Source organism: Methylopila musalis, from assembly GCF_042679725.1.
GTDB classification, from domain to species: domain Bacteria; phylum Pseudomonadota; class Alphaproteobacteria; order Rhizobiales; family Methylopilaceae; genus Methylopila; species Methylopila musalis.
The window spans coordinates 18,747-42,013 of the sequence record NZ_JBHTMX010000002.1; the positions used below are offsets into that span (position 1 = coordinate 18,747).

General features: G+C 69.8%; 14 protein-coding genes and 1 tRNA gene. 7 read left to right on the plus strand and 8 right to left on the minus strand.

Going from position 1 to position 23,267, the window contains the following annotated elements:
* Positions 1 to 6: 6 nt before the first annotated feature.
* Both ACFQ4O_RS00685 and ACFQ4O_RS00690 read right to left on the minus strand, forming a co-directional pair.
* Complete coding sequence (locus ACFQ4O_RS00685; RefSeq protein ID WP_378773662.1) at positions 7 to 774, minus strand: RlmE family RNA methyltransferase; 768 nt, start codon at positions 772 to 774, stop codon at positions 7 to 9.
* Positions 771 to 1,874: a Ppx/GppA phosphatase family protein gene (locus tag ACFQ4O_RS00690; RefSeq protein ID WP_378773663.1), complete on the minus strand. Its 1,104-nt coding sequence runs from the start codon at positions 1,872 to 1,874 to the stop codon at positions 771 to 773. Before ACFQ4O_RS00690 ends, ACFQ4O_RS00685 begins: the two co-directional genes overlap by 4 nt.
* 161 nt (positions 1,875 to 2,035) lie before the next feature.
* Here ACFQ4O_RS00690 and ACFQ4O_RS00695 point away from each other — a divergent pair, with 161 nt between their 5' ends.
* Positions 2,036 to 3,703: an L-lactate permease gene (locus ACFQ4O_RS00695; RefSeq protein ID WP_378773664.1), complete on the plus strand. Its 1,668-nt coding sequence runs from the start codon at positions 2,036 to 2,038 to the stop codon at positions 3,701 to 3,703.
* Between the two features lie 357 nt (positions 3,704 to 4,060).
* Positions 4,061 to 4,134: transfer RNA gene (locus ACFQ4O_RS00700), tRNA-Gln, on the plus strand.
* Between the two features lie 88 nt (positions 4,135 to 4,222).
* On the opposite strand, the gene ACFQ4O_RS00705 is transcribed toward ACFQ4O_RS00700, so the two are convergent.
* The 6 genes from ACFQ4O_RS00705 to ACFQ4O_RS00730 form a co-directional block, all read right to left on the minus strand.
* Entirely contained in the window at positions 4,223 to 4,618 is a 396-nt protein-coding gene (locus ACFQ4O_RS00705) for a hypothetical protein (RefSeq protein WP_378773665.1), read from the minus strand.
* A gap of 994 nt (positions 4,619 to 5,612) precedes the next feature.
* Positions 5,613 to 6,371, minus strand: a complete 759-nt coding sequence (locus ACFQ4O_RS00710) for a hypothetical protein (protein ID WP_378773667.1) — start codon at positions 6,369 to 6,371, stop codon at positions 5,613 to 5,615.
* A gap of 211 nt (positions 6,372 to 6,582) precedes the next feature.
* Positions 6,583 to 7,794 (minus strand): NAD(P)/FAD-dependent oxidoreductase, encoded by a 1,212-nt coding sequence (locus ACFQ4O_RS00715; protein WP_378773668.1) that lies wholly within the window; start codon positions 7,792 to 7,794, stop codon positions 6,583 to 6,585.
* Between the two features lie 175 nt (positions 7,795 to 7,969).
* Positions 7,970 to 8,860, minus strand: coding sequence for a metallophosphoesterase (locus ACFQ4O_RS00720; RefSeq protein WP_378773670.1), 891 nt, complete (start codon positions 8,858 to 8,860; stop codon positions 7,970 to 7,972).
* A 113-nt stretch (positions 8,861 to 8,973) separates the two neighbouring features.
* Positions 8,974 to 11,034, minus strand: coding sequence for a glycogen debranching protein GlgX (gene glgX / locus ACFQ4O_RS00725; protein WP_378773671.1), 2,061 nt, complete (start codon positions 11,032 to 11,034; stop codon positions 8,974 to 8,976).
* Positions 11,035 to 11,177: 143 nt separating this feature from the next.
* On the minus strand, positions 11,178 to 11,471 hold the full coding sequence (locus ACFQ4O_RS00730; protein WP_378773672.1) for a DUF2934 domain-containing protein: 294 nt from the start codon (positions 11,469 to 11,471) through the stop codon (positions 11,178 to 11,180).
* A gap of 139 nt (positions 11,472 to 11,610) precedes the next feature.
* Between ACFQ4O_RS00730 and ACFQ4O_RS00735 the strand changes: the two genes are divergently transcribed.
* The 5 genes from ACFQ4O_RS00735 to treZ all read left to right on the plus strand — a co-directional run bounded on the left by ACFQ4O_RS00735 (position 11,611) and on the right by treZ (position 23,266).
* A complete protein-coding gene (locus ACFQ4O_RS00735; RefSeq protein ID WP_378773674.1) occupies positions 11,611 to 13,611 on the plus strand; it encodes an alpha-1,4-glucan--maltose-1-phosphate maltosyltransferase in 2,001 nt (666 codons plus the stop codon).
* Positions 13,611 to 16,922 carry a maltose alpha-D-glucosyltransferase gene (treS, locus tag ACFQ4O_RS00740; protein ID WP_378773676.1) on the plus strand — a complete coding sequence of 1,104 codons (3,312 nt, stop codon included), beginning with the start codon at positions 13,611 to 13,613 and terminating at the stop codon, positions 16,920 to 16,922. Before ACFQ4O_RS00735 ends, treS begins: the two co-directional genes overlap by 1 nt.
* On the plus strand, positions 16,919 to 19,105 hold the full coding sequence (glgB, locus tag ACFQ4O_RS00745; RefSeq protein ID WP_378773677.1) for a 1,4-alpha-glucan branching protein GlgB: 2,187 nt from the start codon (positions 16,919 to 16,921) through the stop codon (positions 19,103 to 19,105). The genes treS and glgB overlap by 4 nt, the downstream gene beginning before the upstream one ends.
* Before the next feature lie 266 nt (positions 19,106 to 19,371).
* Positions 19,372 to 21,510 carry a glycogen debranching protein GlgX gene (gene glgX, locus ACFQ4O_RS00750; RefSeq protein WP_378773679.1) on the plus strand — a complete coding sequence of 713 codons (2,139 nt, stop codon included), beginning with the start codon at positions 19,372 to 19,374 and terminating at the stop codon, positions 21,508 to 21,510.
* A 4-nt stretch (positions 21,511 to 21,514) separates the two neighbouring features.
* Entirely contained in the window at positions 21,515 to 23,266 is a 1,752-nt protein-coding gene (gene treZ / locus ACFQ4O_RS00755; RefSeq protein ID WP_378773680.1) for a malto-oligosyltrehalose trehalohydrolase, read from the plus strand.
* The last annotated feature ends 1 nt before the right edge of the window (position 23,267 follow it).

A 23,267-nucleotide genomic window follows, 5' to 3' on the forward strand; every position in this document is an offset into this window, starting at 1 on the left:
CGCCCGTCAGTCCTCGTCGGGCCCGGCCTCGGTCTCCCGGCGGGTTTCGCCGCGGAAGCCGGTCGCCAGGACGTAGAGCTCGGACGAATCCTTGCGGCTCGACGGCGGCTTCACGTGGATGACCTTGGTGAAGTCGCGCTTCAGCTGCGTCAGAAGCTCACCCTCGGTGCCGCCCTGAAACACCTTGGCGAGGAACGCCCCGCCCGGCGCCAGCACCTCGGCCGCGAACAGGGCCGCCGCCTCCACCAGCGCGATGATGCGCAGATGGTCGGTCTTGTGGTGGCCGACCGTGTTGGCCGCCATGTCCGACAGCACCAGATCGGCCTTGCCGCCGAGCTTGGCCTTGAGCACGTCCGGCGCCTCGTCGGCGAGGAAGTCGAGCACCATGAAGTCGACGCCGGGGACGGGCTCCATCTCCAGCAGGTCGATGGCGACGATGCGGCCGCGGCCGTCCTCGGAGCCGATCTTGCGGGCGGCGATCTGGCTCCAGCCGCCGGGGGCGGCGCCCAGATCGACTACCTTCTGGCCGGGCTTCAGCAGCCGGTGCCGTTCGTCGATCTCGATCAGCTTGAAGGCCGCGCGGGAGCGGTAGCCCTCGCGCTTGGCGGCCTGCACGTAGGGATCGTTGAGCTGGCGCTCCAGCCACAGGGTGGAGGCGTGGCTGCGCTTGCGCGCGGTGTGCACCCGCACGCCGAGGCTGCGCGCGCCGCCGCGGCCGGACGAGCCCTTGCCGCCGCCTTTGCCGGGCCCCTTGGACCCGCCGCTTGCGCTCACGGGCGACGTCCCCCGCGCCGGCGAGAGCCGCGGCCCCGCCGCCAGACGCCGTCTTCGCGCATCATCTCCACCAGAATGCCCTCGCGCAGTCCCCGATCCGCGACCCGCAGCCGCGCCACGGGAAAAGCGCGCCGGATGGCCTCCAGAACGGCGCAGCCGGCCAGCACGAGATCCGCGCGGTCCGGCCCGATGCACGGGTTCTGGCAGCGCTGGTCGTAGGACATTTCCTTCAGCGACTCCACCACGCGGGTGACGTCGGTGGTCGCCATCCACTGCCCGTCCACCAGCCGGCGCTCGTAGCGCGGCAGGCCGAGATGCACCCCGGCGATGGTCGTCACCGTGCCCGAGGTGCCGAGCAGGTGGACGTCCGCGAGCGAAGCCGCCAGCGTCTCCCGCTCCGGAAACGATTCGAGCATGGAGCCGACCTCGGCCACCATGTCCTCGAACGACTGGGTGGTGACCTTGCGGCCGCCATAGCGCTCGGCGAGCGTCACCACGCCGACCGGCAGCGACACCCAGGCCCGCATGGCGAGCGCGCCGGGGCCGCCGCCGCCCTTGCGCTCCAGCCACACCACCTCCGACGAGCCGCCGCCGATGTCGAACAGGATCACGCCGCCGGCCGACGGATCCGCCAGCGACGCGCAGCCCGCCGCGGCGAGCCGCGCCTCGGTCGCCCGGTCGATGACCTCGAGGTCGAGCCCGGTCTCATCGCGCACGCGGGTCAGGAAGTCGGCGCCGTTCTCGGCCTGGCGGCAGGCCTCGGTCGCGATCAGCCGGGCGCGGGTCACGCCCCGGGCGGCCATCTTGTCCCGGCACACGGCGAGCGCGGACACCGCCCGCATGATCGCGACCTCGCCGAGCCGGCCGGTGTGCGCCAGCCCCTCCCCCAGCCGCACGATGCGGGAGAACGAATCCACCACGCGGAAGCCGCCGTCCCGGTCGGGCCGCGCCACCAGCAGGCGGCAGTTGTTGGTGCCGAGATCGAGCGCGGCGTAGAGCGGGGGCGGCGCGCGTGGCGGCTCGGGCGCGACGGCGCGCCCTTCGGCGGCGGCGACCGGATGAGGCGTGCGAGTGGGGGCCGGGCGATCCGCGATGTCCATGGCGCTCCGAATGTAACAGCCGGACGCGCCCCGGCAAGAAGCGCGCCGAGGGCGAGAACTTTCAGCCCCCTCCCTATACCTCGCGCGAACGTGAGGTCATCATCCTACCATCCACAAAACAGCCGGCCGCCTCAGAGCCGGCGTCGGGAGGATGCAAGCGAATGATGTGGTCTCAAGTCTACGATCCGTTCGGGAACGCCGTCGTGTCCACGCTGGTGGCGGCGATTCCCATCGTGGTGCTGCTCGCCGGAATCGGCGTGCTGCACATGAAGGCGCACACCGCCGCCATCGCCGGCCTCGTCGCGGCGCTGCTGATCGCCGTGTTCGCGCACGGCATGCCCGTGGACAAAGCCGGCATGACGGCGCTCTACGGCGCGGCCTACGGCCTGCTGCCCATCGGCTGGATCATTCTCAACATCATCTTCCTGTACCAGCTCACCAACGAGAAGGGCTACTTCAAGGTCCTGCAGGATTCGATCGCCGGAATCACCGGCGACCGGCGGCTGCAGCTGCTGCTGATCGCCTTCTCCTTCGGCGCGTTCTTCGAGGGCGCCGCCGGCTTCGGCACGCCGGTCGCGGTCACGGGCGCCATCCTGATCGGGCTCGGCTTCTCCCCGCTCGCCGCCTCCGGCCTGTCGCTGATCGCCAACACCGCGCCGGTCGCCTACGGCGCGCTCGGCACGCCGGTGATCGCGCTCGCCGCCGTCACCGGCTTGCCGCTGCTCGATCTCTCCGCGATGATCGGCCGGCAGCTGCCGTTCTTCTCCATTCTGGTGCCGTTCTGGCTGATCGCGGCCTTCGCGGGCTTCCGGGGCATGGCGCAGATCTGGCCGGCGATTCTGGTCGCGGGCGTGACCTTCGCCGTCCCCCAGTTCCTCGTCTCCAACTATCACGGGCCGTGGCTCGTGGACGTGGTGGCGGCCATCGCCTCCATCGTGGCGCTGACGCTGTTTCTGCGGGTGTGGCGGCCGGCGGTGGCCTGGACCTCCGCCGACGGCTCGGCGCCGGCCGGCGCGCTCGCGGGCGCGCCCGCCGAACCCGCCTTCCAGCGCCATCCGACCGGGCTGGTGGTGCGGGCGTGGATCCCGTGGCTGATCCTGTCGGTGGTGGTGTTCTGCTGGGGCGTGCCGCAGGTGAAGGCCTTCCTCGACAGCCTGTCGATCGTGAAGTTCCCGGTGGCGACGGTGGACCAGCTGATCCAGCGCGTGCCGCCGGTGGTGGCCGCGCCCAAGCCTGAGCCCGCCGTCTACAACCTCAACTGGCTGTCGGCAACCGGCAGCGGCATCTTCCTGTCGGCGGTCATCGCCGGCTTCGTCATGGGCTTCTCGCCGCTCGCCATGCTGAAGACCTACTGGCGCACGCTGGTGCTGGTGCGGTTCTCGCTGCTCACCATCGCCGCCATGCTGGCGCTCGGCTTCGTCACCCGCTACTCGGGCGTGGACGCCACGCTCGGCCTCGCCTTCGCCCAGACCGGCTGGCTTTACCCGTTCTTCGGGGCCATGCTCGGCTGGCTCGGCGTGGCGCTCACCGGCTCGGACACCTCGTCCAACGTGCTGTTCGGCTCGCTGCAGCGCATCTCCGCCGAGCAGCTCGGCCTGTCGCCCACGCTGATGGCCGCCGCCAACTCCTCCGGCGGCGTCATGGGCAAGATGATCGACGCCCAGTCCATCGTGGTCGCCTCCACCGCCACCCGCTGGTACGGCCACGAAGGCGACATCCTGCGCTACGTGTTCCTGCACTCGCTGGTGCTGGCCTCGCTGATGGGCCTGCTTGTGATGGCGCAGGCCTATGTCCCGCCCTTCACCCACATGGTGATCGGCGCGCCCTGAGCCTCGCCCCGCCAACGGAGGACGCGGCCAACGCCGCGCCCTCCCCGTCGCCTGTCCTCTTTCTCGCCTGTCCTATCCCGCGCCTTCCGACGCGCCGCGCCGCCGCCTGCCTTAGCGGCGCCCTCCCGCGCCGTCGTCGCGTCACCGGTCCGGCCGCCCTGCTCCCGAGCGCCGCCTCCGGCGCCGACATCCCGACGGCCGCGCGTCGCAGCCCGTCGTTTTTCCACCGCGCCGCGCCGGAGAAATCGCAGCGCCCTCTTGCCCTGCCCGGCAGGACTCGCTAAAGGAGCGCTCTCGCAAGCGAACCGCGCCCGCGCCGCCTGCGAGCGGGAGCCCCCATTCGGGCCCCTCCCCTGCTGGGGGATAGTTTAACGGTAGAACCGCGGACTCTGACTCCGCTAGTCCTGGTTCGAATCCAGGTCCCCCAGCCAAACTCTCTTCCTCATATCTCAGGCGCTTTCGGCGTTTTCCGTCTTCGTGGAAACGAGGGAAAAACCGGAACATGGCGCGGATTTGGGGTCACCAAAAGTCGGCATACCCCTCCGCGTTGTTCCCATGCCGTTCCGCCCTCCCCGCAGGGAGGCCGTGATGGCGAAGGCGCGCGATCTTGAAGCGCTCCGCGACCGCCTTCTTGCCGGCGGCTATGTCGGGGCGGCAGACCCAGCCATGATTTCCATCTTCGGAGAGGCCGTCATGGACGCGCAGGCGGCCACCAGTGGGCCGCACGGCAGCAGGCTGGACCCGGCGGTTCGGGTGAGCGTTGGACGGCGCCAGCAGGTTGCGATCTTGAAGCTCTGTCGTGATGCCCCGCCAATGCTCCCGAGCCGACGCGATCTCCAACGGGTCGTTGAAGGTCTGCGTCCAGTCAGGCTCGACGACAATGTCGCCAGTGCCCTCGATCGGCGTCACGTTCATGCGCGCTCAGACCGAAGGTCTGCCCCAACTTTTTGGTCTGAAACTGCTCTCGGTGCGAAGGAAGGGCCCCATGCGTTCCAGGCCCCTATGGGCTCCAGAGATCGGACCGGGGGGGTGTCCCTACCCCTTCGCGAGAGCCGCCAAGGCCGCCCGGTACTTGGCCGCCTGCTCCCCCTCGCGGCGCCCATCACCTCGTCGAAGCTGGCTTCCCTGCCCGGTTCCACGGGTGCCTGGGGTCCAGAGGTCTCCCCTCGACCGTCGTCCCGATGACGTAGCCCCTGCGCCCCTCCGCCTGCTTCACGCTGTCGTGGTGCGCTGCGCAGAGGCTCTGCAGGTTGGTTGCGTCCCAGAACAGGGCCTCGGCTCTCCGGTGCGGGGGATGTGGTCGACCACCGTGGCGATCGTCACCCGGTTTCGAGCCCGGCACATGCGGCAGGTCGGCTCGATCGTTAGGCGCTGCTCCCGTAGCCTCTCCCACCGCGCGGTCTTGTACCAGGCGCGCCATGGCTGCTCTGCTCGCCTCTTGGCGTCGGAGGCCCTGCGGCCGGTCACCGCGCCCCTGCGTGCTTCAGCGCCTCTCCGGCCTGAGCGATGACGCGAGCCCAGCCCTTGGCGTCGTCCGCGTCGGTGGGGAGCGTGATGGTGATCGTCATCGCGGGCCTCCGGGCACGAAAAAACCCGCCTCGGAAAACCGGACGGGCTTCAGACGCGGAAACCGCTGTTAAGCGTTTATGGCAGGTAGCGCGGACGACGTCAAGCGGCATCAAAACGCCCATCTGAACTTTCATCGGCGACCCAAAGCTCCGTGCCTGTGGCACGTCGGATAAGGTCAGCCGTCGAAGCAAGAGCGGTACGCCATGGCTCGGATGCGAGCCAGATCCAATCACGAGCACCGCCTCAGCATTGAGGCTTGACCCATCAGGCCGCTTGAGCCTGACGCGGGCGCCGGCTTTGACGCCCCAGCCATCCCCATCCGGGACGCCAGGAACGACGATCAGCCCCCGGAGGCCGATCTCGAAGACGTCTTCAACGGTCGACAGGAACCTGAGCATGCCACCTCAGTAGCACGCCGGACCCCGGCCGCGCGCGCCTCCTCCGGGTGCTGGCGGTCGAGCGCCGCCACCGAGCCCTCGGGGACGCGGTGCATCATCTCCGCGTAGCGCAGCAGCGACCGGCGCACGATGTGCTGGATCGTCGTCCGGCGCATCCGGAAGTCCTGCTCCGCCTGCCGCAGCGTCATGTCGTCGATGACAAGCGCGATGACGATGGCGAGCGCCGGCTTTCCCCCCGCCTTCCACGCCGCGGACAGCTCGTCCGCCCAAGGCTTGTAGCGACGGGCGTACGCCATGGCGTGACGGTCGACCCGCGACGCCATCGAGCGGCCCGGCGTCGCGCTGTAGTCGGCGGCGCGGCACATGAGGCCCGCCGTCTGCATGTGGAACACCGCCTCGATCTCCGCGGCCGCCTCCGCCACCTCCCCCCAGATCAGACCGCGCGAGGACATGGACTGCAGGCCGCTGTCCTGGCCCTGGCGGCGGGTGCCGGGCGCGCCGCGGTCCTGTGCGTTGCGGTGCGAGGGGCGGTCCTCCATCGCCCTGCGGAGCTTCCGGGCGGCCTGCTGGCGCTGCGCCTCCGCCTGCTCCCGGCTGACGCGGGACGCCGCGGCCTTGGCCTCCACGCGGGCGCCGAGGGCATCGGCGGCGGCCTGAGCGGCTGCGAGGCGGGCGGCCTTGCGATCCTGAGCGTCGGTCATGCCTGCGGCTCCTTGGCGGCGGGTCGTTCTATGAGCACCGTGAGGACACGGTCGCCGGCGTCGACCTTCGCCAGTTCCCCCTCGGCCACTGGCAGTTGATCGCGCCGCATCGCTGGCCGGAGAGTCGAGGCGCAGACGCCAACGCCGTTCGCTCCACCGTGGATCGCGCCGGCCGGCGTCCTTGCGCCGCTCCGATGCCGGCCTGCGCCCCTCAGCCCTTGAACGCGAACAGGTCGGCGTCGGGGTCGCGCAGGCCGATCATGGCGCGCTGGATCAGCTGGGCCGCCACCGCGCTGAAGGTGATGCCGTTGCCGCCGTAGCCCATAACGGCGAAGGCGCGCCTGAAACCGGGCGGCGTTCCGATGGTGGGGAGGCCGGTGTCGCTTTCGCCGAAGAAGCCCGCCCAGGAGAACTCCGGCTCGACCGCGAGATCCGGCAGCTTCGCCTTCAGTTTCCGGCCGATCGCGGCCACCTTCTTCGCCGTCAGCGCGTCGCGTTTGTCGTCGTCGTCGATCGGTTCGTCCTCGCCGCCCGCGATGATCCGTCCGTCGGGCGTGGTGCGCATGTAGAGATAGGGGTCGGCCGCCTCCCAGATCAGCGCGCGGCTCGGCCACAGCTTTTCGGGCTGGGGCGCCGTCGCCATGGCCCATGTGGAGAGCACCGAATGGCCCTCCATGGGCACGAAGGGCATCAGCTCGTAGCCGGTGGCGAACACGACCCATCGGGCCGCGATCTCCTGTCCGCCGACGGTCGCGACCGTCACGCCCGACCGGCTCTCCTCCACGTCGGTCGCCTCCACCGGCGCGAACAGGCGGGCGCCGCGCGCCAGCGCCGAGCGCCAGAGCCCCCGCGTCAGCCGCACCGGATCGAGTTCGGCGCAGCCGGCCGACACGATGCCGCCCTCGGCCTCGATCCCGGTGAGCGCCTTGATCTCGTCAGCCTCGGCGTAGCGCGACCGGAGGCCGATGCGCGCCCGCGCCGTCGCCTCTTTCGCCAGCGCCCGGGCGTCGAGCACATTGCCGGGGAGATACACCGTGTCGCGCGGCTTCAGCCCGCAGGCGAGGCCGAGATCGGCGATGCGGCCTGTGAGATGGGCCACCGCCGAGGCGCTCCGCCAGTAGGCGCGCGCGGCGTCCGCCTCGCCGATCGCCTCGCCCAGCGCGAGCAGCGGCTCGTCGATCTCGAACTGGAGCAGCGCCGTGCTCGCGGGCGTGGAGCCCTTGACGAAGTCGCGGCGGTCGATCGCGATCACGGTCAGGCCCGCCTGCAGCGCGGCGTCCGCCACCAGCGCGCCGGATACGCCGCCGCCGACCACCAGCACGTCGGCGGTCTCGTTGCGCTCAAGCGGCTTGGCGGGCGACGCCGCCTCGCGGCGCAGCCAGAGGGGAACGCCCGATCGGAGGTCGCGCTTGGAACGGCTCATGGGGACGGGAGCTCCTGGGGGGCGATTGCGTGTCGTCCCAGATGGAGCGCCCGACGGCGCGGGGAAGATCGGGCGGGAGGCGAAACCGCCGACCGCGCGAACGGTCAGCGTCACAGGCCGCGGCGACGGCCGAGACACGCGCGAGTTGACGACGCTCCTCTCTGCGTCGGCGACCTCAGACCACGCCGGCCTCGCCGCCGAGCCGCACCAGCAGCACCTCCGGCGGCACGCCGAAGCGGATGGGGAGGCCGCTCATGCCGAAGCCGCCGGACACCAGCATGTGGCGGCCGTCCTCCTCGATGTGGCCGTACCGGAAGCGGTCGCGATAGGCAGAGGGGATGAACGGATTGGTCCAGCCGGGTATATACACCTGCCCGCCGTGGGTGTGGCCCGAGAAGGTGAGCGACACCCGGTCCGGCACCTTGACGAAGATGTCCGGCTCGTGCGCCAGCAGCAGCACGGGGTCGTCGGTGGTGACCTTGGCCAGCGTGCCCGGCAGGTCGTCCTCGCCGCGGAAATGTCCGGGCTTGATCCAGTGGGCGATCTGGTCGCCGAGCCCCGCGACCCAGAAGCGGCAACCGTTCAGGCTGACCAGCTCCGCCTCGTTCTGCATCACGCGCACGCGGGCGTCGTCCAGCGCGCGGCGGATGCTGCGGGCGTTGTTCCACCAGTCGTGATTGCCGAGCACGGTGAACAGGCCGAGCGAGGCGGCGAGGTCGGCGTAAGCCGCCGCCCATTCCTGCGGCGGCACCCGGCCGGTGACGAAGCGGTGGGTCGATTCGTGGTCGCCGAGGTGGAAGATGATGTCCGGCTTCAGCGCGTTCACCGTCTCCACGATGCGCTTCACCCGGCTCATGGGCACGTAGGGCTCGCACACGTGCACGTCCGAGATCACCGCCGCCGTCAGCCGCAGATCGGCCGGCCAGCGGGGCGGCGTGAGCGCGTATTCGGTGACGTTCAGCATCATCGTGGGCTCGACCAGCCCGGCATAGGCGCCGCCGCCGGTGGCGAGCAGGAAGCCTGCGCCGGCCGAACCGATGAGCGCGCGGCGGGAGATCAGCGGCATGATGGGCGCGTCCGGCAGCGTTGGAACCGTGATCGAAACACGAAAACGACGGTCGCGCGGGGAGCGCGACCGTCGCAAGGCCTTTAGCTACGGGATGCGTCGCAATTGCGGCTTCAGGTGAGCAGCAGCAGCGAACGGCCCTGCACCTCAATCGGCTCCGCGCCGCCCTGCGCTTCGCGGGCGTTCTCGTCCGCCGGGCGTTCGGTGTCGAGCGTCACGGTCCAGGGCTTGCCGCCCTCCCGCTCCGGCAGCACGAAGGGCACCGGCCCGTCATGGCTGTTGAACACCAGAATGGCCTCTTCGCCGTCGGCGGTGGTGAGATGCAGGCCGATGCAGTCGGCGCCCTCGTCGGCCCACTGCTCCGGCGTCTGCTCGCCGCCGACCGGGTTGATCCAGGTGACGCCCATGCCGTCGCGGAAGTTGGCCCGGCGCAGGATCGGCTTCTCGGCCCGGAGCTTCAGCAGGCGCTTGGTGAAGTCGAGCAGGATCTGGTCCTGCTCCCCAAGCTCCCAATGCACCCAGGAGATCTCGCTGTCCTGGCAGTAGCCGTTGTTGTTGCCGCCCTGGGTGCGGCCGAACTCGTCGCCCGCCAGGATCATGGGCGTGCCGTGGGAGAGCAGCAGCGTCGCCATCATGTTGCGCTTCTGACGCTCGCGCACGGCGGTGACGCCGGCGTCGTCGGTTTCGCCCTCGACGCCGTAGTTGAAGCTGCGGTTGTCGGAATGGCCGTCCTTGTTGTCCTCGCCGTTCGCCTCGTTGTGCTTCTCGTTGTACGAGACGAGATCGTGCAGCGTGAAGCCGTCATGGGCGGTGATGAAGTTGACGCCGGCCCATGGACGCCGGCCGCGCTGGTCGTAGACGTCGCCCGATCCGGTGACGCGGGCGGCGAAATCGCCGAGATGGCCGGCGCCCTGCTTCCAGTAGTCGCGCACCTGATCGCGATACTTGTCGTTCCACTCCGCCCAGCCGGGGGGGAAGCCGCCGACCTGATAGCCGCCGGGGCCGATGTCCCACGGCTCGCCCACCAGCTTCACGCCGCGCAGCACCGGGTCCTGACCCACCGCGTCGAAGAAGCCGCCGCGCTGGTCGAAGCCTTCCGGCTCGCGGCCGAGAATGGTGCCGAGATCGAAGCGGAAGCCGTCCACATGGCATTCCTTGACCCAGTAGCGCAGGCTGTCCGTCACCATCTGCAGCACGCGCGGATGGCTGGTGTTCACCGTGTTCCCGGTGCCGGTGTCGTTGATGTAGTAGCGGTGGTTGTCCGGCAGGGTACGATAGTAGGACAGGTTGTCGATGCCCTTGAAACTGAGGGTCGACCCGAGCTCGTTGCCTTCCGCGGTGTGGTTGTACACGACGTCGAGGATCACCTCGAGGCCGGCGTCGTGGAACGCCCGCACCATCTGCTTGAAGCTCGCGAGCCCGGCCTTGCCCATGTAGCGGCCCATGGGCGCGAAGAAGCCGAGGGTGTTGTAGCCCCAGAAGTTCTTTAGGCCCTTGTCGAGCAGATAGTCGTCGTCGAGGAAGGAGTGGATCGGCAGCAGCTCCACCGAGGTGACGCCGAGCGACTTGATGTGGGCGATGACGTCCTTCTGCGCCAAACCGTCGAAGGTGCCGCGCAGGTCCTGCGGCACGGCCGGGTGCAGCATGGTGTAGCCGCGCACGTGGGTTTCATAGAACACCGTGCGGTCCCACGGCACGTTCGGCCGCGCGTCGCCGCTCCAGTCGAAATTCGAGTCCAGCACCTCGCATTTCGGCATGAAGGGCGCGCTGTCGAGCGTCGAGAAGGACAGATCCTTCTCCTCCGCATCGAGGTCGTAGCCGAACACCGCCGGATTCCAGTCCACCGTGCCCACGATCGAGCGGGCGTAAGGGTCCACCAGCAGCTTGTTCGGGTTGAAGCGATGGCCCTCCTCGGGACGGTAGGGGCCGTGCACGCGGTAGCCGTAGAGCTGGCCCGGCTTCAGGCCCGGCGCATAACCGTGCCACACCTCGTCGGTGTATTCGGGCAGGTCGATGCGCTCGACCTCGTTGCCCTTGTCATCGAACAGACAGAGCTCCACCCGTTCGGCATAGGCCGAGAACAGCGCGAAGTTCACGCCCTCGCCGTCCGGGGTTGCGCCAAGAATGGTGGGCCGTCCCGCCTCGATCCGGCGGCCGGTCTTGATGTCGCTCATAGGCTTCGCTCGCCCTTGTGTGAGCGGGCGGCGCGCCGCCCGCTCGTGTCCCGTCACGGGGACAACAACGACGCTGGGGCGCGCGCGTTCCGGATAATCACACGTTCACTTCGCAACTGCGTGACAATCCGATCCCAAGAGCCTCACGCCTTGGGCTTGGGCCGTTTCGTCTTCGGCTTGGGGGCGGGCTCGGGCGGCGGCGCCTCTGTGGCGGCTTTGGCCGCCTCGGCGGCGAGCCTGGCGCGCTTGCGGGCGCGGCTCGCCGCTCTCCGCGCCCTGGCCGCCGCCTCGTCGGACAGGGGCGTTTCTGCCGGCGGCGCCGCGGCGTAGCGCCGCTGCGCCTCGTCCCAGTGCCGATCCTCCTGCCCCTGCGGACGACCCGCCTCTTCCCAGATGCTGTAGGCGAGATCGCGGATGCGGGCTTCGCGGTCGTTCATCGAAGACCTCCCTAATCGAGGGGGTTCGGGGTTGTCGGGCGGCGACGCCGACCGACCTATGCTCAGCATGCGGGACGTCGCGTTCAGCGAACCGTCCCTCCCTTCAACGCCACACAGCGCCCGCCGAGGAGAGAGACGCATGACCATCCCCTCCCCCGACGCCGTCCAGGCCGCCGACAGCCCGCGCATCGCGATCGAAGCGGTGAGCCCAAGCGTGGATGGCGGCCGGTTTCCCGTGAAGACGGTAGTCGGACACCGGGTCATCGTCGAGGCGGATGTCTTCGCCGACGGTCACGAGGTGTTGGGCGCGTCCGTGCTCTGGCGGCCGGTCGGCGGCGAGTGGCGGCGCGAGCCGCTGACCGAGCTTGTGAACGACCGCTGGCGCGGCGGCTTCACGCCGGACGCGGTCGGCGCGCACGAGTTCGCGGTCGAGGCGTGGTGGGACGATTTCGGCACCTTCCGGCGCGATCTCGGCAAGAAGCGCGAGGCGGGGCTCGACGTGCGGCTGGAGACCGAGGAGGGCCTGATCCTGCTGGAGCAGATCGCGGCCTCCGCTCCCGCGGGCGCGGCGCGGGCGCTCGGCGCCATCGTGCTGACGCTGCGCGAGGAGACGGACGTGGCGGCGCGGGTCGCCGGCCTGCTCGCGCCCGACACCCGCGCCGCGGTCGACGCCGCCGAGCACCGGGCGTTCGCGACGCGCTCGGGCCCGTTCGGCGTCACCGTGGACCGGGTGCAGGCCGCCTTCGCCAGCTGGTACGAGCTGTTCCCGCGCTCTGAAAGCGGCGATCCCACCCGCCACGGCACGTTCCGCGACGTGATCCGCCGCCTGCCCATGATCCGCGACATGGGCTTCGACGTGCTCTACTTCCCGCCGATCCATCCGATCGGCGCCAGCAACCGCAAGGGGCGCAACAACACGCTCACCCCAGGCCCCGACGACGTGGGCAGCCCCTACGCCATCGGTTCGGCGGAGGGCGGCCACGACGCGCTGCACCCGGCGCTGGGCTCGCTGGAGGACTTTCGCGCGCTGGTCGCCGCCGCGAAGGAGCACGGGCTGGAGCTGGCGCTCGACTTCGCCATCCAGTGCTCGCCGGACCACCCCTGGCTGAAGCAGCATCCGGGCTGGTTCAAATGGCGGCCGGACGGCTCCATGAAATACGCCGAGAACCCGCCGAAGAAGTACCAGGACATCGTCAATGTGGACTTCTACGGCCCGGACGCGGTTCCGGGCCTGTGGGCGGCGCTCCGGGACGTGGTGCTGTTCTGGGCGTCGGAAGGCGTCACGACCTTCCGTGTCGACAACCCGCACACCAAGCCGCTGCCGTTCTGGGAATGGATGATCGCCGAGGTGAAGGCGAAGCATCCGGGCGCGATCTTCCTGTCGGAGGCGTTCACGCGGCCGAAGGTGATGTATCGGCTGGCCAAGGTCGGCTACGGCCAGTCCTACACCTACTTCACCTGGCGCAACCACAAGGGCGAGATCGCCGATTACCTGACCGAGCTGACGACCACCGCGCCAAAGGACTTCTTCCGGCCGCACTTCTTCGTCAACACGCCGGACATCAATCCGTATTTCCTGCAGACCTCGGGCCGCGCGGGCTTCCTCATCCGCGCGGCGCTCGCGACCACGCTGTCGGGGCTCTGGGGCATGTACAACGGGTTCGAGCTTTGCGAGAGCGCGGCCCTGCCGGGCAAGGAAGAGTATCTCGACAGCGAGAAGTACGAGATCCGCATCCGCAACTGGGCGCAGCCCGGCAACATCATTCCGGAGATCACGCGGCTGAACCGCATCCGGAAGGAGAACCCGGCGCTTCAGACCCATCTCGGCGTGCGGTTCTACAACGCCTTCGACGAGCATGTTCTCTATTACGGCAAGCCTCGCCTCGCCGACGACGACTCCGGCCGGGTCGAGGACATGGTGGTGGTCTTCGTCAATTTCGACCCCCACGCGGCGAAGGACGCGGAGTACGAGGTTCCGTTGTGGGAGTTCGGGCTCGGCGACCATGAGACGCTCGCGGTCGAAGACCTGATGCGCGGCAACCGCTTCACGCTGACCGGCAAGAACCACCGGATCCGCCTCGATCCGAACGATCTGCCGTTCCATGTGTGGCGCCTGACGAGACTTTCGGGAGAAGCCTGATGAACGCCCCCTCGCCCAGCATCGAGACCGCCGCCCCCGGCGGAACCGTGGTGTCGCGCGACGGCGTCGACCCGCAGTGGTACAAGGACGCCATCATCTACCAGCTGCACGTAAAGTCCTTCTCGGACTCCAACGGCGACGGCATCGGTGATTTCGGCGGTCTGCTCTCGAAGCTCGACTACATCGCCGATCTCGGCGTCAACGTGGTCTGGCTGCTGCCGTTCTATCCGAGCCCCCGGCTCGACGACGGCTACGACATCGCCGAATACAAGGACGTGTCGCCGGACTACGGCACGCTGGAAGACGTGCGCCGTTTCGTCGAGGAGGCCCACAAGCGCGGCCTCAAGGTGGTGTCGGAGCTGGTCATCAACCACACCTCCGACCAGCATCCGTGGTTCCAGCGCGCCCGCAACGCGCCCAAGGGCTCCCCGGAGCGGAACTTCTACGTCTGGTCGGACGACGACACGCTCTATTCCGGCACCCGCATCATCTTCCTCGACACCGAACGCTCAAACTGGACCTGGGACCCGGTGGCGGGCCAGTATTTCTGGCACCGTTTCTACAGCCACCAGCCGGACCTGAACTTCGACAACCCGGAGGTGCTGCGCGAAGTCTTCGCGGTGATGAAGTTCTGGCTCGATCTCGGCATCGACGGCCTGCGGCTCGACGCGGTGCCTTATCTGATCGAGCGCGACGGCACCTCGAACGAGAACCTGCCCGAGACCCACGGCATCCTGCGCGAGATCCGCGCCGAGCTGGACCGCACCTATCCCGACCGCTTCCTGCTGGCGGAAGCCAACATGTGGCCGGAGGACACCAAGGACTATTTCGGCGACGGCGACGAATGCCACATGGCGTTCCACTTCCCGCTGATGCCGCGCATGTACATGGCGATCGCGAAGGAGGACCGCTTCCCGATCACCGACATCATGCGGCAGACGCCGGCGATCCCGGACAACTGCCAGTGGGCCATCTTCCTGCGCAACCATGACGAGCTGACGCTCGAGATGGTGACCGACAAGGAGCGCGACTACCTCTGGTCCACCTACGCGGCCGACCGGCGCGCGCGCATCAATCTCGGCATCCGCCGCCGCCTCGCGCCGCTGATGGAGCGCGACCGCCGCCGGGTGGAGCTGATGAACTCGCTGCTGCTCTCCATGCCCGGCACGCCGGTGATCTATTACGGCGACGAGATTGGCATGGGCGACAACATCCATCTCGGTGATCGGGACGGCGTGCGCACGCCGATGCAGTGGTCCATCGACCGCAACGGCGGCTTCTCCCGCGCCGATTTCGCCTCGCTGGTGCTGCCGCCGATCATGGACCCGCTCTACGGCTACTTCGCCGTGAACGTGGAGTCGCAGGCGCGCGATCCCCATTCGCTGCTGAACTGGACGCGCCGCATGCTGGCGACGCGGCGGCAGCACCCGGCCTTCGGCCGTGGGACCATCCGCTTCCTGTTCCCGCAGAACCGGCGCGTGCTGGCCTATCTGCGCGAGCATGAAGGCGAGACGATCCTGTGCGTCGCCAACATGGGCCGCAGCCCGCAGGCGGTGGAGCTCGACCTCTCCGAGTTCGAGGGCCGCGTGCCGGTGGAGATGACGGCGGGCTCGGTGTTCCCGCCCATCGGCCAGCTCACCTATCTGCTCACGCTGTCGCCTTACGGCTTCTACTGGTTCACGCTCACCGCAGCCCAGGCGGCGCCGGCCTGGCACACGCCCGCGCCCGAGCCGCTGCCGGATTACGAGACGCTGGTGCTGCGCGCGGGCGTGGACGACGCCATGCAGACGGAGGCGCGCAAGACGCTGGAGACGGCGGTGCTTCCGGCCTATCTCGCCAAGCGCCGCTGGTTCTCCGGCAAGGACCAGAAGCAGATCCTGCCGCGCATCAAGGCGCTGAGCCGCCTCAGCGCGCAAGGGCAGGACATCGGCCTGATCGAGGTCGAGGTCACCGGCGGGCCCGAGCCCACCCGCTGGCTGCTGCCGCTCGCGGTGGTGGCGGAGGACGAGACGCTGTCCTCCCTGCCGAACCGGCTGGCGCTCGCCCGCGTGCGCAAGGGCCGCGAGGTGCATCTGCTCACCGACGCCTTCGCGCTGCCGAGCTTCGCCTTCGCCATCGCCGCCGCGCTGAAGGAGAGCAGGCGGATCGAGACGGCGAGCGGGGAGATCCGGTTCCAGCCGGCGGAGGGGGTGGAGATCCCCGCGCTGCCCGACGACGCGGAGATCATCTGGCTGTCGGCGGAGCAATCGAACTCCTCGCTGATCGCCGGCGATCTGATGATGATCAAGGTGCTGCGCAAGATCGCGCCGGGCCGCCACCCGGAAGCCGAGATGGGCCGCCACCTCACCGCGCAGGGCTACGCCAACGCCGCGCCGTTCCTCGGCGAGATGGTGCGCGTGACGCCCGAGGGCGAGCAGGCGACGCTCGCCATCATCCAGGGCTATGTGCGCAACCAGGGCGACGCCTGGACCTGGACGCTCGACCACCTCTCCCGCGCGCTGGACGACTTCGGCGGACAGGGCGGCGGCGCCATGAGCGACGATCACCGCTTCCAGGAGTTCTCCACCTTCGGCGCCACGCTCGGTTCGCGGCTCGGCGAGCTGCACGCGGTGCTGGCGCGCCCGTCCGACGATCCGGCCTTCGCGCCGGCGCCGGCCACCGCCGAAGACGTGGAGAGCTGGAAGGCGCGCGCGATCGCCCTGCTCGACGGGGCCATTCAGGCGCTGAACGCCCGCTCCGACTGGGCGAACGAGGCGGACGCGTCCCGCGCGCGTCTCATCGTCTCCCGGCGGGAGGCGGTCGTCGCCGCCATTGACCGGCTGGCGGCGAGCGGCGTCGGCTCCACCGTCAGCCGCATCCACGGCGACCTGCATCTCGGCCAGATCCTGGTCGCAGGCGACGACGTGGTGTTCATCGACTTTGAGGGCGAGCCCGCCCGGCCGCTGGAGGAACGGCGCGCCAAGGCGAGCCCGCTCCGGGACGTGGCGGGCGTGCTGCGCTCGTTCGATTACGCCGCCGCTATGGTGGGGCGGAACGTGCAGGCCTCGGCCCATGTCACCGGAGACCGTCGCGACGACTTCGTGGAGCGCTTCCGCTCGGACGCTGCGGAATCGTTCCTCGCCGCCTACCGTCAGGCGCTCGCGGCCGCCGGCGGCGCGCTGTCGGCCGATCTGCTCGACATGTTCCTGATCGAGAAGGCGGCTTATGAAATCGGCTACGAGGCCGCGAATCGACCCACCTGGATCGACGTGCCGCTCGGCGGCCTCGCCGCCATCGTCGAGCGCCTCGCGCCCGAAGGAGACCCGTCATGACGCTCGCCTCCACGACGCTCGACCGCTCCGCGCTTGAGGCCCTCGCGCACGGAACCCACGGCGATCCCTTCGCCGTGCTCGGCCGCCACGACGGCGGCGCCGCCATCGTCATCCGCGCCGTTCTTCCCGGCGCGGAGCGGGTGGAGGCGGTGGCCCGCGACGGCGGCGCGGCGGTCGCGACGCTTCAGGAGATCGACGGGACCGGCGTGTTCGAGGGCGAGGCCCGCGGCGTCGATCCGTATCTGCTGCGGATCACCTGGCCCGGCGGCGTGACGCAGGAGACCGAGGACCCCTATTCCTTCGGCCTGCTGCTGGGCGATCTCGACCTGCATCTCTTCGGCGAATCCCGCCATTTCGAACTTGCTTCCGCGCTCGGCGCCAATGCGACCACCGTCGACGGCGTGGCAGGCGTGCGCTTCGCGGTCTGGGCGCCCAACGCCCGCCGCGTGGCGGTGATCGGCGACTTTAACGCCTGGGACGCGCGCCGCCACCCTATGCGCCAGCGGCTGCCCTCCGGCGTGTGGGAGCTGTTCGTGCCCCGCATCGGGCCGGGCGAGCGCTACAAGTTCGCACTGATCGGACCGGACGGCGCCCGCCTGCCGGACAAGGCGGACCCGGTCGGCCGCGCCTTCGAGCTCGCGCCCGCCACCGGCTCGGTGGTGGCCTCGCCTGAGCCTTACGCCTGGACCGACGGCGACTGGATGGACGCCCGCGCCGACCGGCAGGCGCCGGACAAGCCGCTCAGCTTCTACGAGGTCCATCTCGGCTCATGGATGACGCCGGACGGCCGCGCGGTGGACTGGGCCTTCGCCGCCGACACGCTGATCCCCTACGTCAAGGATCTGGGCTTCACCCATCTCGAACTGCTGCCGATCAGCGAGCATCCGTTCGGCGGCTCGTGGGGCTACCAGCCGCTCGGCCTGTTCGCCCCTACCGCCCGCTACGGCGCGCCGGAGGACTTCGCCCGCTTCGTGGACGCGGCCCACGCCGCCGGCGTCGGCGTGGTGCTGGACTGGGTGCCGGCCCATTTCCCCACCGACGTCCATGGCCTCTACCGCTTCGACGGCACCGCGCTCTACGAGCACGCCGATCCGCGCGAAGGCTTCCACATCGACTGGAACACGGCGATCTACAACTTCGGCCGGCGGGAGGTGCAGAACTTCCTCATCGCCAGCGCGCTGCACTGGCTGGAGACCTTCCACGTGGACGGCCTGCGCGTCGACGCGGTGGCGTCCATGCTCTACCGCGACTACTCCCGCAAGGCGGACGAGTGGGTGCCGAACCAGTATGGCGGCCGCGAGAATCTGGAGGCTGTGCAGTTCCTCCAGCATCTGAACGCGGTGGTGCGGGAGCGCACGCCGGGCGCCATCATGATCGCGGAGGAATCCACCGCGTGGCCCGGCGTGACGAGGCCGACCGGCGAGAACGGGCTCGGCTTCCACTACAAGTGGAACATGGGCTGGATGCACGACACGCTGCATTACGTGGAGCAGAACCCGATCTACCGTCAGTACAACCATGACGGGATCACCTTCGGGCTGGTCTACGCCTTTTCCGAGAAGTTCGTGCTGCCGCTGAGCCACGATGAGGTGGTGCACGGCAAGGGCTCGCTGCTCGGCAAGATGCCGGGCGACCAGTGGCAGAAGCTCGCCAACCTGCGGGCGCTCTACGGCCTGATGTGGACCCATCCCGGCAAGAAGCTGCTGTTCATGGGCGGCGAGGTGGCGCAGGCCTCCGAGTGGAACCATGACGGGCAGGTGGACTGGCGGGCGCTGGACGATCCCGGCCACGCGGGCGTGCAGCGGCTGATCCGCGACCTGAACCGCGCCTATGCCGCCCATCCGGCGCTGCACCGGCTCGACTGCGCGCCGGAGGGCTTCCGCTGGATCGTGGGCGACGACCGGGCCAACTCCGTGTTCGCCTTCCTGCGCGTTGCGGAGGGAGAGGCCCCGGCGCTCGTGGTCGCCAACATGACGCCGGTGCCCCGCCACGGCTACCGCGTCGGCGTGCCGGTCGGCGGCCTGTGGCGCGAGATCGTCAACACGGATTCCAGCATCTACGGCGGCTCCAACATCGGCAACGCCGGGGGCGTGACGGCGGTGGAGGCCTCAAGCCACGGCGAGCCGCACGCGCTCGACCTGACGCTGCCGCCGCTGGGCGTGGTCGTGCTCAGCGCCGGGTGACGGCTCCGGGCCGTTCGGGACCGGCCATGGCGGCGCCCGTCGCCGTGGCCGCCGCTGCGGCGAATGGCGCGTTCCGGGTCCGGAGCGGAGACATAGGCGAAAAGTCGCTGCATTCTCCGAATGGCCTCGCCGAGGCGCGTGCGCGCGCAGCTGTCGTGCGCGGCGGGGCGGTAGTCACACCGGCGCCGTTCGCGCTTTAAACATCAGAACGTGGGGCGTCATGAGCGTGGAGCGTCTTTGATGAATCCGCATCCGGAGGCGCGTGCATGACCCAGAGGCTCGACGCCGGTTCGCCCTATCCGCTCGGCGCCACCTGGGACGGGCTCGGCGTGAACTTCGCCGTGTTCTCCGCCCATGCGGAGCGCGTCGATCTCTGCCTGTTCGATCCGTCCGGCCGGCGCGAGATCGCCCGCATGGCGCTGCCGGAACAGACCGACGAAGTGTTCCACGGCTATCTGGCGGGCGCCCGCGCAGGGCTGCTCTACGGCTTCCGCGCCTACGGCCCCTACGACCCCCAGCACGGTCACCGCTTCAACCCCAACAAGCTGCTGCTCGACCCGTACGCCCGCCAGATCTGGGGCGACGTGCGCTGGTCGGACGCGCTCTACGGCTACCGGCTGCATTCCGCACGCGGCGACCTGTCCTACGACCGGCGCGACAGCGCGCCGGGCATGCCCAAGGCCGTGGTGGTGGACGGCGCGTTCAACTGGGGCGACGACCGGCCGCCGAACACGCCGTGGTCCGAGACCGTGATCTACGAGGCGCATCTGCGCGGCCTCACCATGCAGCGGGAAGACGTGCTGCCCCACGAGCGCGGCACCTTCGCGGCGCTGGCGAGCCCGCGCATGCTGGACCATTACCGCCGCCTCGGGATCACGGCGGTGGAGCTGCTGCCGATCCACGCCTTCGTGCAGGACCGGGTGCTGGTGGAGAAGGGCCTTCGCAACTACTGGGGCTACAACACGCTGGGCTTCTTCGCGCCCGAGCAGCGCTACCTCTCCGACGGCTCGCTGAACGAAATCAAGGTCGCGATCCGGCGCCTGCACGCGGCGGGCATCGAGGTTATCCTCGACGTGGTCTACAACCACACCGCGGAGGGCAGCGAGGAAGGGCCGACTTTCTCGCTCCGGGGCCTCGACAATCTCAGCTACTACCGGCTGATCCGGAACGACCTGCGCCGCTGCGTCAACGACACCGGCACCGGCAACACCGTCAATCTCAGCCACCCCCGCGTGCTGCAGATGGTGATGGACTCCTTACGCTACTGGGTCGAGCACTTCCATGTGGACGGGTTCCGCTTCGACCTCGGCGTGACGCTCGGGCGCGAGGACCACGGCTTCGATCCGGGCTCGGGCTTCTTCGACGCGGTGCGGCAGGACCCGGTGCTGCAGCGGGTGAAGCTGATCTCCGAGCCGTGGGACATCGGCCCCGGCGGCTACCAGCTTGGCCAGCACCCGCCCGGCTTCGCGGAGTGGAACGACCGCGCCCGCGACAGCTTCCGCCGGTTCTGGCGCGGCGACGGCGGCCAGCGGCCGGAACTCGCCGCAAGGCTCGCGGGCTCGTCCGACCTGTTCGACCGCCGCTCGCGCAAGCCGTGGGCCTCGGTCAACTTCGTGGCGAGCCATGACGGCTTCACGCTGGCCGACGCCACCGCCTACGAGCAGAAGCACAACCACGCCAACGGCGAGGACAACCGCGACGGCCACGGCGAGAACTGCTCCTGCAACTGGGGCGTGGAAGGCCCGACCGACGACCCGGAGGTGCTGGAGATCCGGGGCCGGGTGGCGCGGGCGCTGCTCGCGACGCTGATGTTCGCGCAAGGCACGCCCATGCTGCTGGCGGGCGACGAGTTCGGCCGCACCCAGCAGGGCAACAACAACGCCTACGCCCAGGACACCGCCATCTCCTGGGTCGACTGGTCGCTCGCCGGCACGCCCGAGGGCGAGGCGATGACCGCGTTTCTCGCCCGCCTGATCGCCCTGCGCGCCGAGCTGCCGGTGCTGCGCGCCAAGCATTTCCTGCACGGCCGGGAGGAGATCGCCCCCGGCGTGCTGGACATCGCGTGGTTCGGCGAAGACGGGCAGCCGCTCAGCGCTGGGGCATGGAACGACGGCGGCGAAAGGACGTTGACACTGCGTCGCGCCTACCGGCGGGACGACGGCGTCGCTCCCATCCTGATCTTCATGCTGAATCCCACCGCCGACGATCGCGTCTTCACCCTTCCCCACCCCTGCCCCGCGGCCGACGTGCTGCTGGACACCGCCCGCCCGACCGCGCCGCGCCGCTCGTTCCACGGCGGTCTGGTGACGGTGCAGTCCCGCAGCGCCGTTCTGGCGCTCAGCATGCTTCCCGCCGGCGCCGTGCGGCGCGCGCCCGGCCCCGTAGACGATCCCATCGGAGAGTAAGCTCTTGCCGCAAGCCTTCGCGCGCGACCTGCCCTTTGGCGCCCAGTTCACGCCCGAAGCGACCCGCTTCCGCTTCTGGGCCCCGGCCCAGCAGGCGGTGGCGCTGGAGGTGGATGGCGCGGAGCCCTTACCCCTGACCCGATCGGACGACGGCTGGTTCGAGACGTCGCGCGCCGTGCCTGTGGGCGCGCGCTACCGCTTCCGCCTCGACGACGGTCTTGCGGTTCCCGATCCCGCCTCGCGGTTTCAGGACGGCGACGTCCATGGCTGGAGCGTGGTGGTCGATCCTGCGGCCTATGACTGGGAGACCCCCGGCTGGACCGGCCGCCCCTGGGACCAGGCGGTGATCTACGAGCTGCATGTGGGCTGTTTCGGCGGCTTCGACGGCGTGGCCGAGGCGCTGCCGCGGCTGAAAGCGCTGGGCGTCACCGCCGTGCAGCTGATGCCGATCGCCGACTTCCCCGGCGTCCGCAACTGGGGCTATGACGGCGTGCTGCCCTACGCCCCCGACGCGGCCTATGGCACGCCGGAGCAGCTCAAGCGTCTCGTCGATCGCGCCCACGGGCTCGGGCTGATGATCTTCCTCGACGTGGTCTACAATCACTTCGGGCCGGACGGGAACTACATTCCCGCCGCCAATCCCGGCTTCTTCCGGGAGGATCTGCAGACGCCCTGGGGCGGCGCGATCGACTTCCGCATCCCGGAGGTGCGCGGCTACTTCACCGAGAACACGCTGTTCTGGCTGCTCGAATACCGCTTCGACGGGCTGCGGCTCGACGCGGTGCACGCCATCTCCGAGCAGGACTGGATCGACGAGATGGCGGCCGCCGTCCGCGCGTCCGTGGAGCCGGGCCGGCATGTCCATCTGGTGCTCGAAAACGAGCACAACCAGCCGTCCCATCTCGCCGGCGAGGTGGACGCCCAGTGGAACGACGACTTCCACCATGTCGTCCATGTGGCGCTCACCGGCGAGCGGGAAGGCTATTACGAAGACTACGCCGAGGATGTGGGCGCGAAGCTCGCCCGCGCGCTGTCGGAAGGCTTCGTCTATCAGGGCGAGCCCTCGCCCCATCTCGACGGCCGGCGCCGGGGCAGCCCGAGCGGCCACCTGCCGCCCACCGCCTTCATCAGCTTCCTGCAGAACCACGACCAGATCGGCAACCGCGCCTTCGGCGACCGGCTGACCACGCTCGCGGCCCCGGAGGCGATCGAGGCGGCCACCGCCGCGCTGCTGCTGATCCCTCAGATCCCCATGCTGTTCATGGGCGAGGAGACCGCGAGCGAGACGCCGTTCCTGTTCTTCACCGACCATGAGGGCGAGCTGGCCGAAGCGGTGCGCAAGGGCCGCCGCAAGGAGTTCGCCAAGTTCGCCGCCTTCGCCGGCGCCGAGATCCCGGACCCGAACGCCATCAAGACCTTCGAGCGCTCGATCCCCAAGCCGCATCCCGAGCGGGCGGAAGCGCGGACCGCGCTGATCACCCGCCTGCTCGCCCTTCGCGCCGCCGAGATCGGGCCCCGCATCGCGGGCGCGGTCAGCGAGGGCGCCGAGGCGGTCGGCCCGGCCGCTGCGGTGGCGCGCTGGCGGCTCGGCGACGGCGCCCGGCTGACGCTCGCGCTCAATCTCGTGAACGACGCCGTGGCGGCGCCCGAGATCGCCGGACCTATCCTTTACGAGACCGCGCCCGGCGCGGCCGACGCCCTGCGGGCCGGCACGCTGCCCGGCCTGACCACGATCGTCCTTCTGGAGCGCGCCTGAG